Consider the following 14,787-nt stretch of genomic DNA (forward strand, 5'->3'; position numbering starts at 1 on the left):
GTCCGGGGACGGGCGGGGCTAGGGTCGAGCCGTGAGCAGGATGGGTGACGTCGCGGCAGGCGGCGGGATGCGCGGAGGGGCGCGCGGCGGGAGGATCTCGAGCAGCGATCCGGACAGCCAGCGGGAGATCAACGCGGCGGCTCCGAAGGTCGACGACCTGCTCCGGCGCATCGCGGGACTCTTCCGCGACCACCGCCCCAAGCTCACGCTCACCGTGATCCTCGTGCTCGTCGGCGCCGCCCTCACGGTGGTGCCGCCGCTCCTCACCCAGCTGGCCTTCGACCGCGGGCTCTTCCCGCCCGGCGGACGCCCGAACCTCCCCGTGCTGCTCGAACTGGTCGGCGTCATGGTGCTGGTCTGGGCGTTCTCGGCGATCCTCGGCGTCTGGCAGACCTACCTCACCGCGACCGTCGGCAACACGGTCATGGGGGAGCTGCGCATCCGCCTCTTCCGCCACCTGCAGGCGATGGAGCTCGGCTTCTTCACCCGCACCCGCACCGGCGTCATCCAGTCGCGCCTCGCCAACGACGTGGGCGGCGTGGCCAACGTGCTCACGAACACCGTCTCGAGCGTGCTCGGCAACACCGTCACCGTGATCGCGGCCGTCGTCGCGATGCTCCTGCTCTCGTGGCAGATGACGATCGTCGCCCTCGTCCTCACTCCGGTGCTCGTCGTGGCCCAGCGCCGCGTCGGCCAGGTGAGGGCGCGCATCGCGACGAAGACGCAGGAGTCACTGTCCGAGATGACCGCGATCACCCAGGAGACCCTGAGCGTCTCGGGCATCCTCCTGGCCAAGAGCTTCGGCCGCCAGGAGTCGGAGGTGACGCGCTACGCCGACGAGAACGGCCGCCAGATCGAGCTCCAGGTGCGGCAGCAGATGTCCGGCCAGTGGTTCTTCGCGATGGTGCAGATCTTCCTCTCCGTCATCCCCGTGATCGTGTACCTCGTGGCCGCCTGGCTGATCCTCGGCGGCACCACCGTCACCGCCGGGACCGTCGTGGCCTTCACCACCGTGCAGGCGCGCCTGATGTGGCCGCTCCTGGGCCTGATGCGCGTCGCGCTCGACCTGCAGACGGCCGGAGCGCTGTTCGCCCGCATCTTCGAGTACCTGGACCTGCGCCCGGCGATCACGGACCGCGCCGATGCACGCGAGGTCTCGGGCGAGCTCGGCCGGGTCGAGCTCGACGACGTCGTGTTCCGCTACCCCGACCAGGCGGAGGACGCGCGCCCGACGCTCGACCACGTCTCGGTCGCGATCGAGCCGGGCCAGTTCGTCGCCTTCGTCGGTCCCTCCGGCGCGGGCAAGACCACCATCTCGTACCTCGTCCCGCGCCTCTACGACGTGGCCGGGGGAGCGGTGCGCTTCGCCGGTACCGACGTGCGCGAGCTGCGGCAGGAGTCGCTCGTCTCGCACATCGGCATCGTCAGCCAGGAGACCTACCTCTTCCACGCGACGATCGGCGACAACCTCCGCTACGCCCGCCCGGACGCGACGCAGGAGGAGCTGGAGGCGGCCGCCCGCGCCGCGAACATCCACGCGACGATCACGTCGTTCCCCGACGGCTACGACACACTGGTCGGCGAGCGCGGCTACCGGCTCTCCGGAGGCGAGAAGCAGCGGCTCGCGATCGCGCGCGTCCTGCTGAAGGACCCGGCGGTCCTCATCCTCGACGAGGCGACCAGCGCCCTCGACACCGTCTCGGAGCGGATCGTCCAGACCGCGCTCGACGACGCCGCCCGCGGCCGCACCACCATCGCGATCGCCCACCGGCTCTCGACCATCGTGTCGGCCGACGTCATCCACGTCGTCGAGGGCGGCCGGATCGTCGAATCGGGCACCCACCGCGAATTGCTCGGCCTCGGCGGCCTCTACGCCTCGCTCTACGCACAGCAGACGGAGTCGGCCCTCCAGGGCTGAGCCGCGGATCGGCGGCCGGACTCCGCGGGGCTACTCGCAGCCGACGCCGTCTGAGTCGCCGGGCCCCGTGCACGGCGTCGGCGGAGAGCACGTGCCACTCCCCGGTGGGGGAGGCGCACCAGTCTCAGCCGATGTCGCGCGCGCCGGAGGCGGTCACTCCACCGGCCGGTCCTCGAGCATCTGCTCCATCAGCGAGATCTCGGCCTCCTGGGCCTTCACGACGGAGGAGGCGAAGTCGGTGGCGACCGTCACGCGGCTCCGGGCGAGCAGCGCCTCGGCCATGTCGATCGCGCCGCGGTGGTGGGCGATCATCAGCTCGAGGAACATCCGGTCGAAGTCGCGGCCCGACGCGCTGCTGAGGGCGGTGATCTGGTCCGGTGTCGCGAGACCGGGCATGCTCGCGGGCACGACGCCGTCCTCGGTCCCCATCCCCATCGACGAGTGCTCGTCGGCGGCTCCGGCCAGGGTCGGCCGGCCCATCCAGGTCATCGAGGGCTCCGGAGCAGCCTGCGGCAGGCCCCACGAGTTCAGCCAGCCGAAGAGCTGCCCGGCCTGCTGCTGCTGGGTGAGCAGGATGTCCTTCGAGACGGTGAGGACCTCGTCGTCGGCGCTGCGCTCGCGGGCGATCATCGCCAGCTCGGCGCCCTGCAGGTGGTGCACCTGCATGTCGCGCGCGAAGCCCGCTTCGGCGCTGGCGCTCGAGGGCGTCGCGGCGGAGGCGAACGGAGCGAGCGCGCCGAAGAGGTAGCCGCCGGCCGCCCCGAGGAGGAGCGCGACCACGGCGACCGCGGCGACGAGGATCCGGCCCCTACTGCTTGCCGGGCGCATCGATCCCTCCGGTGCAGGGGGCGCCGGGCTCCGGAGCGCTCGAGGACTGCCAGAAGCGCTCGACGAAGGCGTCGATGCGGGGGTCCTCGGGCGAGTCGATCGCGACCTGGGCGTCCCAGGCGCTCAGCACGATGGGCGACTCGAGGCCCTCGTAGGGCGAGACGACGGAGTAGGTGTCGGGCATCGCGGCGATCAGCGCGTCGACCTCGCTCTGCGGGAGCTCGGGGTCGTAGGTGGCCCAGACGGCGCCGTGCTCGAGGTCGTGCACCGCGTTCTCGTTCGGGACGGGCTCGTCGTAGACGCCGCAGTTCATCCACACGGCGTTGTGCGGGCCGCCCGCCGGCGGGGTCTGCGGGTAGTCGACGGCGCCGGCGACGTGGGTGGCGTCGTTGTCGAAGGTCTGCAGGCCGTCGATCTCGCGCGCCTCGACGATCTGCTGGTTCCCGAAGACGGTGACCGCGACGATCCCGCCGACAGCGAGGACGGCCAGGGCCGACAGCGACCAGATCCAGATGCGGGAGCCGCGCTTGCGGCGGTCCTGCTCGCGCTTGTAGGCCTCGAGCTTCTCCTGTCGGGCGCGGTTCTTGGCGGACATCGTGTCTTTGGGCACGGCGGCGTCTCTCGTTCTGAGGGCGGAAGGCGCCTGTGGCGGGCGCAGGCGCCTGAGAGGCGCTCTCAGAGGATAACGAGCGAGGCTTCGGATCGGATCAATGCGCGGTCAGGGGGATCTCGATGCGCCCGCGGAGCGGGCCGCTCGATCAGCGGGAGAGGAGGCCGCGGAGGAGTGGGACGGTGCGCCGCCGCTCCGCTCAAGGGGCGAAGGTGAGCCAGAGCAGCAGGCCGTTCAGGACGATGAGGAAGACGGCGGCCAGGGCGGCGGCGAGGGTGGTGAACCAGCGGTTCGTCTGGTCGCCCATCAGGCGGCGGTCGCGGGTCAGGATCACGAGCGGCACGAGCGCGAAGGGGATGCCGAACGACAGGACCACCTGGCTGAGCACCAGCGCGCGCGTCGGGTCAAAGCCGATCGCGAGCACCAGGAGCGCCGGGATCAGCGTGACCAGACGACGGGCGACGAGCGGCACCCGCACCTGAAGCAGACCGTGCATGATCTCGGCTCCCGCGTACGCGCCGACCGAGGTCGAGGCGAGGCCGGAGGCGAGCAGGCCGACGGCGAACAGGGTCGCGACCACCGGTCCGAGCGCCGCCCCGATGGCCGCGTGGGCGCCCTCGAGGCTGTCGGTCCCGGCGACTCCCGCGAGGGAGTGCGCGGCGAGGAGCAGGATCGCGAGGTTCACGGTGCCGGCGATGGCGAGCGCGATCGTCACGTCGATCCGGGTGGCGACCAGGATCCTCCGGCGCGCGCCGACGCCCTCGACGTGGCCGAAGCGGTCGCGGGCGAGCGCGGAGTGGGCGTAGATCGCGTGGGGCATGACGGTCGCGCCGAGGATCGAGGCGGCGAGCAGCACCGACTCCGAGCCCTCGAAGCGCGGCACGAGACCGGCGACGGTCGCGCCCGCGTCCGGCGGATCGACGACCACGCCGACCGTGAAGCCGACGGCGATCAGCACCATCAGCGCCGTGATCACCCGCTCGAACGGCTGCGCCCCGCCCCGCGTCTGCACGAGCAGCAGCACCAGCGAGACCGCGCCGGTGACCACGCCGCCGGCCAGCAGCGGCAGTCCGAAGAGCAGGTTCAGCGCGATCGCGCCGCCGATCACCTCGGCCAGGTCGGTCGCCATCGCGACCGTCTCGGCCTGCAGCCAGTAGGCCCGGCGGCCCCAGCGGCCGCGCAGGCGGTCGCCGAGCAGCTCGGGGAGGCTGCGGCCGGTCATCAGGCCGAGCTTCGCCGAGAGGTACTGGATGAGCCAGGCCATCAGGTTGCCGAGCACCACCACCCAGACCAGGAGGTAGCCGAACCGGGCGCCGGCCGTCATGTTGCTGGCGACGTTGCCCGGGTCGAGGTAGGCGACTCCGGCGACCAGCGCCGGGCCGAGCAGGCGGAGGAGGTGGATGTCGGCCGGACGCCGCGGCGGTGCGGCGATCGGTGAGGTCATTCGGGGTCCGTTCCGGGTCGACCGCGGCGCTCGCGGACCCCCACGATAGGGCACCGGCGCGACCGGCGGCACTCCCCTCCCGAGACCGCTCCCTGTGCCTCCGCCCACCCCCGTCACACGCCCGCAGCCGGTTGCTACGCTGGCGGGATGAGCCTGGATCGCGCCCTTCCCGCACGCCCGGAGACCGGGATGGCCTACGCCGATTCGGTGCTCGACCTCATCGGCGACACCCCGCTGGTGAAGCTGGGTCCGGTCGCGGCGGGCGTGCAGGCGACCGTGCTGGTCAAGGTCGAGTACCTGAACCCCGGCGGCTCGTCGAAGGACCGCATCGCGACCCGCATCATCGACGCCGCCGAGCGCGACGGGCTGCTGGAGCCCGGCGGCACCATCGTGGAGCCGACCAGCGGCAACACCGGCATCGGCCTCGCCCTCGTCGCGCAGCAGCGCGGCTACCGCTGCGTGTTCGTGCTGCCGGACAAGGTGGGGGAGGACAAGCGCAACGTCCTCACCGCCTACGGGGCCGAGATCGTCGTGACGCCGACGGCCGTCGCTCCGGAGGACCCCGCCTCCTACTACTCCGTCTCGGACCGCCTCGCCCGCGAGATCCCCGGCGCCTTCAAGCCCAACCAGTACGCGAACCTCAACGGACCGCTCAGCCACTACGAGACCACGGGCCCCGAGATCTGGCGCGACACCGCCGGCCGGCTCACCCACTTCGTCGCGGGAGTCGGCACGGGCGGCACCATCAGCGGCGCCGGCCGCTACCTCAAGGAGGTGTCGGAGGGCCGCGTGCAGATCGTCGGCGCCGACCCCGAGGGCTCCGTCTACTCGGGCGGCGGCGGTCGCCCGTACCTGACCGAGGGCGTCGGCGAGGACTTCTGGCCGAGCGCGTACGACCCGAGCGTGGTCGACCGGATCATCGCCTCCAGCGACGCCGAGTCGTTCGCGATGACCCGCCGCCTCGCCCGCGAGGAGGGGCTGCTCGTCGGCGGATCGAGCGGGCTCGCCGTCTCCGTCGCGCTCAAGGCAGCCGCCGGTCTCGGGCCGGACGACGTGGTCGTCGTGCTCCTGCCGGACGGCGGGCGCGGCTACCTCGGCAAGATCTTCAACGACCGCTGGATGCGCTCCTACGGCTTCCTCGAGATGCGCGACGAAGGCACCGTCCGCGACGTGCTCCGCGCGAGGGCGGCGAGCGGGCAGGCCGACCTCCCGGCGCTCGTGCACGCGCACCCGACCGACACGATCCGCGACGCGATCGGCATCATGACCGAGTACGGCGTCTCGCAGCTCCCGGTGCTGACCGCCGAGCCGCCGGTCGTGATGGGCGAGGTCGTCGGAGCCGTCGACGAGCGCGAGCTGCTCGACCGCGTCTTCGCCGGATCCGCCTCGATGAACGACCCGCTCGGCGACTGCGTGGGCGACGCGCTCGCGCTGATCGGGCTCGGCGAGAGCATCACCGCCGCCCGCGCCGCGCTCACCGAGCACAGCGCCCTCCTCGTCACCGACGAGGGCAAGCCCGTCGCGGTGATCACCCGACAGGACCTCCTCACCTACGCCACGGCCTGACGGCCGCCGCCTCCGCACCTCCGACCCAGGGAGCCCGCACCATGCCCAAGAAGCAGCACTTCGACACCCGCGCCATCCACGCCGGCCAGGAGTTCGATCCGACCACCGGCGCGGTCGTGCCGCCCGTCTACATGACCTCCACGTTCGTCCAGGACGGCATCGGCGGTCTCCGGGGCGGCTACGAGTACGCCCGCTCGGCGAACCCGACGCGCGACTCGCTCCAGGAGCTCATCGCCTCGCTCGAGGGTGCGGACGTCGCCTACTCCTTCTCCTCCGGCCTCGCGGCCGAGGACACCCTGCTGCGCGCCGCCCTCGCGCCCGGCGACCACGTCGTCCTGGGCAACGACGCGTACGGCGGCAGCCACCGCCTGATCGACCGGGTGCACAGCGCCTGGGGCGTGCGCAACACGGCCGTCGACATGTCGAACCTCCGCGAGGTGCAGCGGGCGATCGTCCCCGGCGAGACGAAGATGCTCTGGGTCGAGACCCCGTCGAACCCGCTGATGACCATCAGCGACATCGCCGAGCTCGCCGACCTGGCCCACGCGCACGATCTGATCGTCGTCGTCGACAACACCTTCGCCTCGTCCGCCCTGCAGCAGCCGCTGGCCCTCGGTGCCGACGTGGTCGTGCACTCGACCACGAAGTACCTCGGCGGCCACTCGGACGTCGTCGGCGGCGCGCTCGCCCTGCGCTCGGGGCCGCTGGCCGAGAAGATCGCGTTCCTGCAGTTCGCGGTCGGAGCGATCTCGGGCCCGATGGACGCGTGGCTCACGGTCCGCGGCATCAAGACCCTCGGGGTGCGGATGGAGCGCCACTCCGTCAACGCGCAGGCGGTCGCCGAGTTCCTCGTCGAGCACCCGGCGGTGACGGCCGTGCACTACCCGGGCCTGCCCTCGCACCCCGGCCACGAGCTGGCGAAGCGCCAGATGTCGCGGTTCGGCGGGATGCTCTCGCTCGAGCTCGCGACGCCGCGCGCGGCCCGGAAGTTCGCCGAGTCGACCGAGCTGTTCCAGCTCGCGGAGTCACTGGGCGGCGTCGAGTCGCTGATCGGCTACCCGAGCGAGATGACGCACGCGTCGGTGAAGGGCACGCCGCTGGAGGTCTCGGAGTCGCTGGTGCGCCTCTCGGTGGGCCTCGAGGACTCGTCCGACCTGATCGCGGACCTGTCGGCGGCGCTGCCGAAGAAGTAGAGGCGGGAACGCCGCCCCGCGGGGCGGCATCTCGATGGTGCGCCCGATCCGGCCCCTGACAGGATCGGGCGCATGACCTCCTCGCGCCGCTTCGTCGACCTCAGCCACACCGTCGCGGACGGGCTGGTGACCTACCCGGGCCTGCCCGCTCCGCGCATCCGGCCGCACCTCACTCGTGAGGCGTCCCGCGCCTCCTACGCGCCCGGCACCGAGTTCGCGATGGACGTCATCGAGATGATCGGCAACACGGGCACCTACCTCGACAGCCCGTTCCACCGCTACGAGGGCGGAGCCGATCTCGCCGCTCTTCCGCTCGAGACGCTGGTCGATCTGCCTGCCGTCGTGGTCGACGCGACCGGAGCCACCGGACGGGGCATCGGCGCGGACGCGGTCGCCGGACTCGACGTCCGCGGTGCCGCCGTCCTCCTCCGCACCGGATGGGACGCGCACTTCGCCACGCCCGGGTACGGCAGGGGCGCCCCCTTCCTCAGCGGCGAGGCGGCGGAGGCGCTCGTCGCCGCCGGTGCGGTGCTGGTCGGCATCGACTCGGTGAACATCGACGACACGGAGTCGGGCGGATCGCGGCCCGCGCACTCGGCCCTCCTCGCCGCGGGAGTGCACGTCGTCGAGCACCTCACCGGCCTCGGCGGGCTGCCGGCGACAGGGGCGCGCTTCACCGCCGTGCCGCCGAAGGTGCGGGGCTTCGGGACCTTCCCGGTGCGGGCCTTCGCGGTCGTCGACGAGCCCTGACCGGCGCAGGGCCCCCGGGCGCCTCCGGCTAACCTGGACCGATGCATCCCGCTCTCGCCGCCGTCGGCCGGCGCGTCCGGCCCCGCACGCGCCTCGCGGCGCTGGGCCGTCGTGTCCGCCCCCGCACGCGGCTGCGCTCCGCGGCCCGGGTCGTCCGCTCCGCCCCTCAGCGCCTCTCGGAGCGCCGCGCCGCCGTGATCGCCGCCCGGCCGATCGACCACCCCTCGCCCGCGCTCCGGCGCGAGCTGCTGCTGCTCGATCTGGCCAACCGCTTCTCCCGCCGCTCCGCGGTCGATCCGGCGGGCGAGGTCGTGGTGACGATGACCACGCACGGCGAGCGGCTGCAGCGGGTCCACGTGGCGCTCGAGTCCATCGCCCGCGGCGACGCGCGGCCCGCGCGCCTGGTGCTCTGGCTCGACGACCCGGCCCTGCACGCCGACCTGCCCGCGCCGCTGCGACGCCTCCGCCGCCGCGGCGTCGAGATCCGCCTGGTCGACGGCTACCGCGTGCACACGAAGTACTACCCGCACCTGCTCTCGGGCCGGGCGGGGGAGCGCGACCTCGTCACCTCCGACGACGACATCGTGTACCCGCGCACCTGGCTGAGGGGCCTGCTCGACGCCCGCTCGCGCTACCCACGCGAGACCGTGCTCTGCTACCGCGCCCACCGGGTGGGGATCGTCGACGGCGCCGTGGCTCCGTACACGAGCTGGACGCCGGTCGCCGACACGCGCGCGTCGACCGATGTCTTCGGCACCTCCGTCTCCGGGCAGCTGCTGCCCGCCCCGCTCCTCGGCGAGATCGCCGCGCACGGGGAGGCGTTCCGCGAGATCGCCCCGGACGCCGACGACATCTGGCTGCACGTGCGCGCGGTCGACGCCGGTTACCGGATCGCGCAGATCGAGCCCCGGGCCCAGCTGTTCCCGTTCGTGCCGCGCACGCAGCAGTCCGGGCTCTACCTCGTCAACTACTGGGACGGCGGCAATGACCGCCAGGCCCGCGCGGCCTACACGCCCGAGGTGACGGCGCGGATCGCGGCGGACGCCTCCGCGAGAGGGGAGGTGCGCTGATGCGCCTGCTGTTCGTGAGCAACCTCTATCCGCCCCAGGTGCTCGGCGGATACGAGATGACCTGTGCGCGCGTCGCGGAGGCGATGGCGGCCCGCGGCCACACCGTGCGCGTGCTGACCACGCCGACCTACCTGCCGCCGGAGCCCTCGGGCGTCGAGGTGCACCGCACGTTGAGCCTGCGCACCTACTTCCCGCTGCCGCAGACCGGCGGCGAGATCGCTCAGCTGCTGCACCACGAGAGCGCCGTCTCGCGGTTCGAGAACACCCGCATCCTGCTCGAGGAGCTGCGCGACTTCGCGCCGACCCACGTGGTGGCCTTCAACCTGCTCGGGATCGGCGGCCTCGCGCTGATCGACCTGCTGCGGGCGGTGGAGGCCCCGTGGATGTGGAACCTCGGCGACCGCATCCCGAACGCCCTGGTCGACGGGCTGCCCGAGCGCGTGCTCCGCGTCTACGGCGCCCAGGCCCCCGACCACTTCGACCGCGGCGAGATCGTCGCGGTCAGCCGCTCCCTCGTCGACGCGATCGAGGCCGGCGGGCTGAGCCTGGGCGAGGTCGAGGTGATCGGGCGGGGAGTGTCCGTTCCCCCCGACACCGCGGAGCCGCGGCGCTACCGCGAGGGCGGGACCACCCGGTTCACGTTCGCCGCGTCGCTGGGCGAGCACAAGGGCGTCGGGCTGGTGCTGGAGGCGGCGGCGTCTCTCGCGGAGGAGACCCGCGACTTCCGTGTGGACCTCTACGGCGACGGAGACGTGGACGGCTGGCGCGCCCGGGCGGACGAGGCGGGCCTGGACGGCCTGGTCGAGTTCCACGGACCGACGCCCCACGCCGAGGTGCTCGCCGCGCACGGCCGCGCCGACGCGTTCCTCTTCCCGACCTGGGCCGGAGAGGCGTTCGGCGTCGCGCCGGTCGAGGCGGCCGCGGCGGGCGCCGTGCCGATCGTGACGGCGGCCAGCGGAGTAGCGGAGTTCCTCATCGACGGCGTCGACTGCATCAAGATCACCCGCTCCGCCCCGGCGCTCCTCGAGGCGATGCGGGACGTGGCGAGCGGGGCGGTGGACCTCGAGGCGCTCGGCCGGCGGGGCCGGGCCGCGGCGCGCGGACCGCTCTCGTTCGAGCGCTCCGTCGAGCTGATCGAGGCCTCGCTCGAGCGCCGCTCCCGGCCGGGCCTCGCCGACCGCCTCGCCGACACCACCCTCGAGGCCGACATCATGGACAAGGATCTGCGGGCGATGGACGTGCTCCACCGCCGCTTCTCCGGACGGGACCACGACGATGACCACTGACCACGACTTCCTCCAGGACCCCGGCTCGGCGCCCACCCGGCTCGGCCGCGGCGGCGTCGTGCTCCGCGACGCCGTGCACCGGCTGGTCGCCCCCTGGTTCGAGCAGGCGCGGCTGCGCACGGAGGAGCTGCGCGCCGAGACGGCGGCCCTGCGCGACGAGGTGGCCGGGCTCCGCGGCGAGCTGAGCGCGGTGCAGGGCGACGTCTCCGTGCTGCGCGACGAGTCGGCGGGCCTCCGGGAGGCGCTGGACGAGCTCAGCGCGTCGGTCGCGGCCGACCGAGCCTCGTCCGAGGCGGCGGGTGCGGCGGCCGCCGAGCAGGCCGCCGACACCGCGGCGGCTCTCGACGAGCGCGTCCGCGGGGCCGAGCTCGAACTGCGGGCGGTCACCCGGCGCCTCGCGGAGGCGCTCGACCGCTGAGGCGGCGAGGCCCGGTCCTCGCGGCGATCAGGCGGGGACCGCCGTCCGCGCGAGCAGCTCGGCGATACGACCGGTGCAGCCGCCGCAGCCCGTGCCGGCGCGGGTCGCCCGCCCGACGCAGGCGACCGTCCCGTGTCCCGCCGCAGCCGCATCGGTGATCACCGCCGCCGTCACGCCGTTGCACCAGCAGACCGTGGCATCGGGGGCGAACGGATCGCCGGTCGCCGCGGCGCCCGCATCCGGGGCGTCCAGACGCAGGAGGCTCGACCGGTCCGCCGGCAGCTCCGAGCCCCGCTCGAAGAGGAGGCTGAGCTCGGCGCCGACCCGGGGCAGACCCACCGAGACGAACCCGCGCAGCACTCCTCCTGCGGTCACGAGCTTGGCGTAGCCGCCGCGGGAGGGGTCAGCCCACAGCGTCACCTCGAGGTGCTCCTCGCCCGGGCGGTGCGGGTCCCACGGCTCCGGAGCCACGTCGCCTCCTGCCACGAGGTCGACGCCCTCGGCCTTCAGCATCACGACCGCCGGTCGGGCGTCGGGGACGCGCTCCTCGCCGCAGCGGCCCTCCGCCTCCGCCCGGATCCGTGCTGCGAGCCGGTCCGCCTGCTCCCATCCCGGACCGATCAGTCCGCTCGGTCCGCCGGGCACGCGGCCGTCGGGCAGGGCCGAGCCGCGGGGGGCGACGTGCGCGCAGTCGCCGATCGCGAAGACGTCCGGGTCGCTCCAGCTGCGCAGCTGCTCATCGACCAGGATCCCGGTCGAGACGGCGAGCTCCGCGCCCGCGGCCAGCTCGACCCGCGCACCGACACCGCACGAGAGCACCAGCAGATCCCCCTCGATCTGCTTGCCGTCAGCGCAGACGAGCGCCTGGAAGTGCGCACGGCCGCGGTCGTCGTGCGCGAGCAGGACGCTCTCGGACCGGGCGTGCGCCACCATCTCGACGCCGGCCGCGCGGGCGGCCGCGGCCAGCATCCGGCCCCCGCCCGTGTCGAGATTGCGGGCCATCGGGATGTCGCCGTGGAAGACCACCACCACCTGCGCGCCCTGCTCGGCGGCCGCGAGGGCGAACTCGATCCCGAGCACTCCCGCCCCGAGCACGACGAGGCGCGCGCCGGAGCGCACGGACTCGCGGACCACCCGGGCGTCGGCCAGGTCGCGCAGCGCCACCACCCGCTCCGGGAGGGGCCGGGAGCCCGCGTCGAGCGACTCCGGATCGGCGGCGCGCACCGTCCGCTCGCGTCGGGACCGCTCCATCCCGGCGAGGGTCGGCACGTTCGCCCGGGCGCCGGTGGCCAGGACGAGGCGGTCGTAGGGCAGCCGCTCGCCGTCGTGCAGCCGCACGACGTTCCGCGCGCGGTCGATCCCCACGACGGCCGCTCCCAGGCGCAGGACGACGCCCGCCGCCTCCGCCGCCGTCCGGTCGCCGAGGTCGAGGCGCTCGCGGGTCGCCCGGCCGACGGCGTACTCCGCGAGCAGGACACGGTTGTACGGGTCGTCGCTCTCGGCGCCGACCACCGTCAGCGCGACCAGACCGGCCCGCACGGCCGGCAGCAGCTCCTCGACGAAGCGCGAGCCGACGGGGCCATAGCCGATCAGGACGATCCGCTCGGGAGGTGTCTCAGGCATGTGCCGTCCCTTCCGCGCGGACCCAGACCCGCGTGCGCTTGAACTCGGGCATCGACGACACCGGGTCCACGACGGCCTCGGTGAGGAGGTTCGCGCACTGCTCACCCGCGTAGTGGAAGGGCAGGAACACCGTGTCGTGGCGGATGTCCGCGGTGACGCTCGCGCGGGCGCGGACCACGCCGCGCGCGTTCCCGATCGCCACAGGTGCTCCGTCGCGGACGCCGAGCCGGGAGGCGGTCGCCGGGTGGATCTCGAGCCGAGCCTCGGGGCGGGCCGCATCGAGCTCCGCGACCCGCCGGGTCTGGGTGCCCGACTGGTACTGCTGGAGGTAGCGGCCGGTCACGAGGGTCAGCTCCTCGCCGCGGTCCACGACGACGGGGACGGCGGGAATGACGGCGACCAGGCGCGCCCGGCCGTCGGGGTGCCCGAAGCGCTCAGCGAAGAGGCGCGGCGTCCCCGTGCCGCCCGCTGGGTAGGGCCAGTGGGCGGCGATCCCGGTGTCGAGCAGGGCGTGCGAGAGGCCGGAGTAGTCGGCCACGCCTCCCGCGGACGCGCGGGCCAGCTCGTCGAACACCTCCGAGGGGACCGCCGACCAGCTCGAGGGGGCGTCGAGACGGCGCGCCAGCTCTCTCATGATCCAGAGCTCGCTGCGCACTCCTGCCGGCGGGTCGATCGCCCGGCGGCGGCGGAGCACCCGGCCCTCGAGCGAGGTCATCGTGCCCTCCTCCTCCGCCCACTGCGGCACCGGGAGCACCACATCGGCCAGCGCGGCGGTCTCGGAGAGGAAGAAGTCGCAGACGACCAGCGTGTCCAGGGCCTCGAGCCCGGCGCGGACGGCGTCGGCGTCCGGGGCCGAGACGACCACGTTGGAGCCGTGCACCAGCAGGCAGTGCACGGAGCGTCCGAGCTCGGCGAGCAGGGCGGTGGCGGGCAGCCCTGGGCCCGGGATCGATTCGGGCGTCACGTCCCAGACGGCGGCGACGTGGCGCCGCGCCTCCGGATCGCGGATGGAGCGGTACCCCGGGAGCTGATCGGCCTTCTGTCCGTGCTCGCGTCCGCCCTGGCCGTTGCCCTGACCGGTGAGCGTGCCGTACCCCGACCCCTCGCGACCCACCAGGCCGAGCACGAGAGCGAGGTTGATCGCGGCGGTCGCGGTGTCGGTGCCGTCGACGTGCTGCTCGACCCCGCGGCCGGTCAGCACGAACGACCGCCCCGCGGCGAGCCGGCGCGCGAGGGAGCGGAGGAGCGTGGTCGGCACGCCCGTGACCGCGGACGTGCGCTCCGGCCACCACGCCGAGACGCTGCGGCGCACCGCCTCGGCGCCGGTCGTGCGCGCGGCGAGGTAGGCGGTGTCGGCGAGGCCCTCGGCGAAGACCAGGTGGATCAGCCCGAGCAGGAGCGGCAGATCCGTCCCGGGAGCGGGCTGCAGATGCGTGCCGGCGCCGTCCTCCGTCAGCCGCGCGGTGGCCGAGCGGCGCGGGTCGACGACCACCAGGCCGCCCCGCGAGCGGGCACCGGCGAAGTGGGCGAGCAGCGGCGGCATCGTCGCGGCGACGTTCGAGCCCAGGAGCAGGATCGTGTCGGCGTCGTCGAGGTCGGACACCGGGAACGGCAGTCCGCGATCGACGCCGAAGGCGCGGTTGCCGGCCGCCGCGGCCGAGGACATGCAGAAGCGGCCGTTGTAGTCGATCCGGGAGGTGCCGAGAGCGATTCGAGCGAACTTCCCGAGCTGGTAGGCCTTCTCATTGGTGAGGCCCCCGCCGCCGAAGACGGCCACCGCGTCGGCGCCGTGCCGCGCCCGGACGCCGCGCACCGCCGCGGCGACCGCGTCGAGCGCCTCCTCCCACGACGCCTCCGCGAGGACGCCGTCGGCGCCGCGCAGCAGCGGGGAGACCAGTCGCTGTCCGCTCGCCAGCAGCTCGACGGAGGTCCAGCCCTTGGCGCAGAGCCCGCCCCGGTTCGTCGGGAACTCCCTCCCCTCGACCGCCAGGGGCACGGGGCCCGCCGCGGGTGTCAGCGTCATCGCGCACTGCAGGGCGCAGTACGGGCAGTGGGAGTCGGTCGGGGCGGGTGCGCTCATC

The 14,787-nt window shown here is 73.8% G+C and carries 12 protein-coding genes; 7 read left to right on the forward strand and 5 right to left on the reverse strand.

The features are described 5' to 3' along the window. Positions 1 to 40: 40 nt before the first annotated feature. Positions 41 to 1,918: an ABC transporter ATP-binding protein gene (locus tag C5C37_RS15090; protein ID WP_104247708.1), complete on the forward strand. Its 1,878-nt coding sequence runs from the start codon at positions 41 to 43 to the stop codon at positions 1,916 to 1,918. Positions 1,919 to 2,071: 153 nt separating this feature from the next. Here the strand turns inward: C5C37_RS15090 and C5C37_RS15095 are convergent, their stop codons facing one another. From C5C37_RS15095 to C5C37_RS15105, 3 genes are all read right to left on the reverse strand, one after another. Continuing rightward, a complete protein-coding gene (locus tag C5C37_RS15095) occupies positions 2,072 to 2,746 on the reverse strand; it encodes a DUF305 domain-containing protein (protein ID WP_104261751.1) in 675 nt (224 codons plus the stop codon). Further along, the gene (locus C5C37_RS15100) at positions 2,727 to 3,356 is read right to left on the reverse strand and encodes a DUF3105 domain-containing protein (RefSeq protein WP_244230507.1); all 630 of its coding nucleotides are present in this window, start codon (positions 3,354 to 3,356) and stop codon (positions 2,727 to 2,729) included. Before C5C37_RS15100 ends, C5C37_RS15095 begins: the two co-directional genes overlap by 20 nt. A 199-nt stretch (positions 3,357 to 3,555) precedes the next feature. After that, the gene (locus tag C5C37_RS15105; protein ID WP_104227179.1) at positions 3,556 to 4,800 is read right to left on the reverse strand and encodes an Nramp family divalent metal transporter; all 1,245 of its coding nucleotides are present in this window, start codon (positions 4,798 to 4,800) and stop codon (positions 3,556 to 3,558) included. A 189-nt stretch (positions 4,801 to 4,989) separates the two neighbouring features. Between C5C37_RS15105 and C5C37_RS15110 the strand changes: the two genes are divergently transcribed. The 6 genes from C5C37_RS15110 to C5C37_RS15135 all read left to right on the forward strand — a co-directional run bounded on the left by C5C37_RS15110 (position 4,990) and on the right by C5C37_RS15135 (position 11,083). Then, positions 4,990 to 6,366 (forward strand): cystathionine beta-synthase, encoded by a 1,377-nt coding sequence (locus C5C37_RS15110; protein ID WP_104339191.1) that lies wholly within the window; start codon positions 4,990 to 4,992, stop codon positions 6,364 to 6,366. Positions 6,367 to 6,407: 41 nt separating this feature from the next. Further along, complete coding sequence (locus C5C37_RS15115) at positions 6,408 to 7,559, forward strand: cystathionine gamma-synthase (protein WP_104224345.1); 1,152 nt, start codon at positions 6,408 to 6,410, stop codon at positions 7,557 to 7,559. Between the two features lie 72 nt (positions 7,560 to 7,631). Further along, positions 7,632 to 8,309, forward strand: coding sequence for a cyclase family protein (locus C5C37_RS15120; protein ID WP_104339192.1), 678 nt, complete (start codon positions 7,632 to 7,634; stop codon positions 8,307 to 8,309). 41 nt (positions 8,310 to 8,350) lie between these two features. Continuing rightward, entirely contained in the window at positions 8,351 to 9,379 is a 1,029-nt protein-coding gene (locus C5C37_RS15125) for a glycosyltransferase (RefSeq protein ID WP_104224347.1), read from the forward strand. After that, positions 9,379 to 10,665, forward strand: coding sequence for a glycosyltransferase (locus tag C5C37_RS15130; RefSeq protein ID WP_104339193.1), 1,287 nt, complete (start codon positions 9,379 to 9,381; stop codon positions 10,663 to 10,665). Before C5C37_RS15125 ends, C5C37_RS15130 begins: the two co-directional genes overlap by 1 nt. Next, positions 10,655 to 11,083 carry a hypothetical protein gene (locus tag C5C37_RS15135; RefSeq protein WP_104247711.1) on the forward strand — a complete coding sequence of 143 codons (429 nt, stop codon included), beginning with the start codon at positions 10,655 to 10,657 and terminating at the stop codon, positions 11,081 to 11,083. The genes C5C37_RS15130 and C5C37_RS15135 overlap by 11 nt, the downstream gene beginning before the upstream one ends. Positions 11,084 to 11,110: 27 nt before the next feature. Here C5C37_RS15135 and C5C37_RS15140 read toward each other — a convergent pair whose 3' ends face one another. Both C5C37_RS15140 and C5C37_RS15145 read right to left on the reverse strand, forming a co-directional pair. Beyond that, positions 11,111 to 12,706, reverse strand: coding sequence for an NAD(P)/FAD-dependent oxidoreductase (locus tag C5C37_RS15140; RefSeq protein WP_104269656.1), 1,596 nt, complete (start codon positions 12,704 to 12,706; stop codon positions 11,111 to 11,113). Next, entirely contained in the window at positions 12,699 to 14,786 is a 2,088-nt protein-coding gene (locus tag C5C37_RS15145) for a molybdopterin oxidoreductase family protein (protein ID WP_104269655.1), read from the reverse strand. The genes C5C37_RS15140 and C5C37_RS15145 overlap by 8 nt, the downstream gene beginning before the upstream one ends. Between the last annotated feature and the right edge of the window lies 1 nt (position 14,787).

Origin of the sequence: Rathayibacter sp. AY1F9 (genome assembly GCF_002932155.1) — a bacterium.
Classification (GTDB): Bacteria; Actinomycetota; Actinomycetes; order Actinomycetales; family Microbacteriaceae; genus Rathayibacter.

Bases quoted from the DNA above. Each gene is read 5' to 3' on its own strand.
- C5C37_RS15125 (WP_104224347.1), top strand. From the start codon at position 8,351: ATGCATCCCGCTCTCGCCGCCGTCGGCCGGCGCGTCCGGCCCCGCACG.
- C5C37_RS15145 (WP_104269655.1), bottom strand. From the start codon at position 14,786: ATGAGCGCACCCGCCCCGACCGACTCCCACTGCCCGTACTGCGCCCTG.
- C5C37_RS15135 (WP_104247711.1), top strand. From the start codon at position 10,655: ATGACCACTGACCACGACTTCCTCCAGGACCCCGGCTCGGCGCCCACC.
- C5C37_RS15130 (WP_104339193.1), top strand. From the start codon at position 9,379: ATGCGCCTGCTGTTCGTGAGCAACCTCTATCCGCCCCAGGTGCTCGGC.
- C5C37_RS15090 (WP_104247708.1), top strand. From the start codon at position 41: ATGGGTGACGTCGCGGCAGGCGGCGGGATGCGCGGAGGGGCGCGCGGC.
- C5C37_RS15095 (WP_104261751.1), bottom strand. From the start codon at position 2,746: ATGCGCCCGGCAAGCAGTAGGGGCCGGATCCTCGTCGCCGCGGTCGCC.
- C5C37_RS15120 (WP_104339192.1), top strand. From the start codon at position 7,632: ATGACCTCCTCGCGCCGCTTCGTCGACCTCAGCCACACCGTCGCGGAC.
- C5C37_RS15110 (WP_104339191.1), top strand. From the start codon at position 4,990: ATGGCCTACGCCGATTCGGTGCTCGACCTCATCGGCGACACCCCGCTG.
- C5C37_RS15105 (WP_104227179.1), bottom strand. From the start codon at position 4,800: ATGACCTCACCGATCGCCGCACCGCCGCGGCGTCCGGCCGACATCCAC.
- C5C37_RS15115 (WP_104224345.1), top strand. From the start codon at position 6,408: ATGCCCAAGAAGCAGCACTTCGACACCCGCGCCATCCACGCCGGCCAG.
- C5C37_RS15140 (WP_104269656.1), bottom strand. From the start codon at position 12,706: ATGCCTGAGACACCTCCCGAGCGGATCGTCCTGATCGGCTATGGCCCC.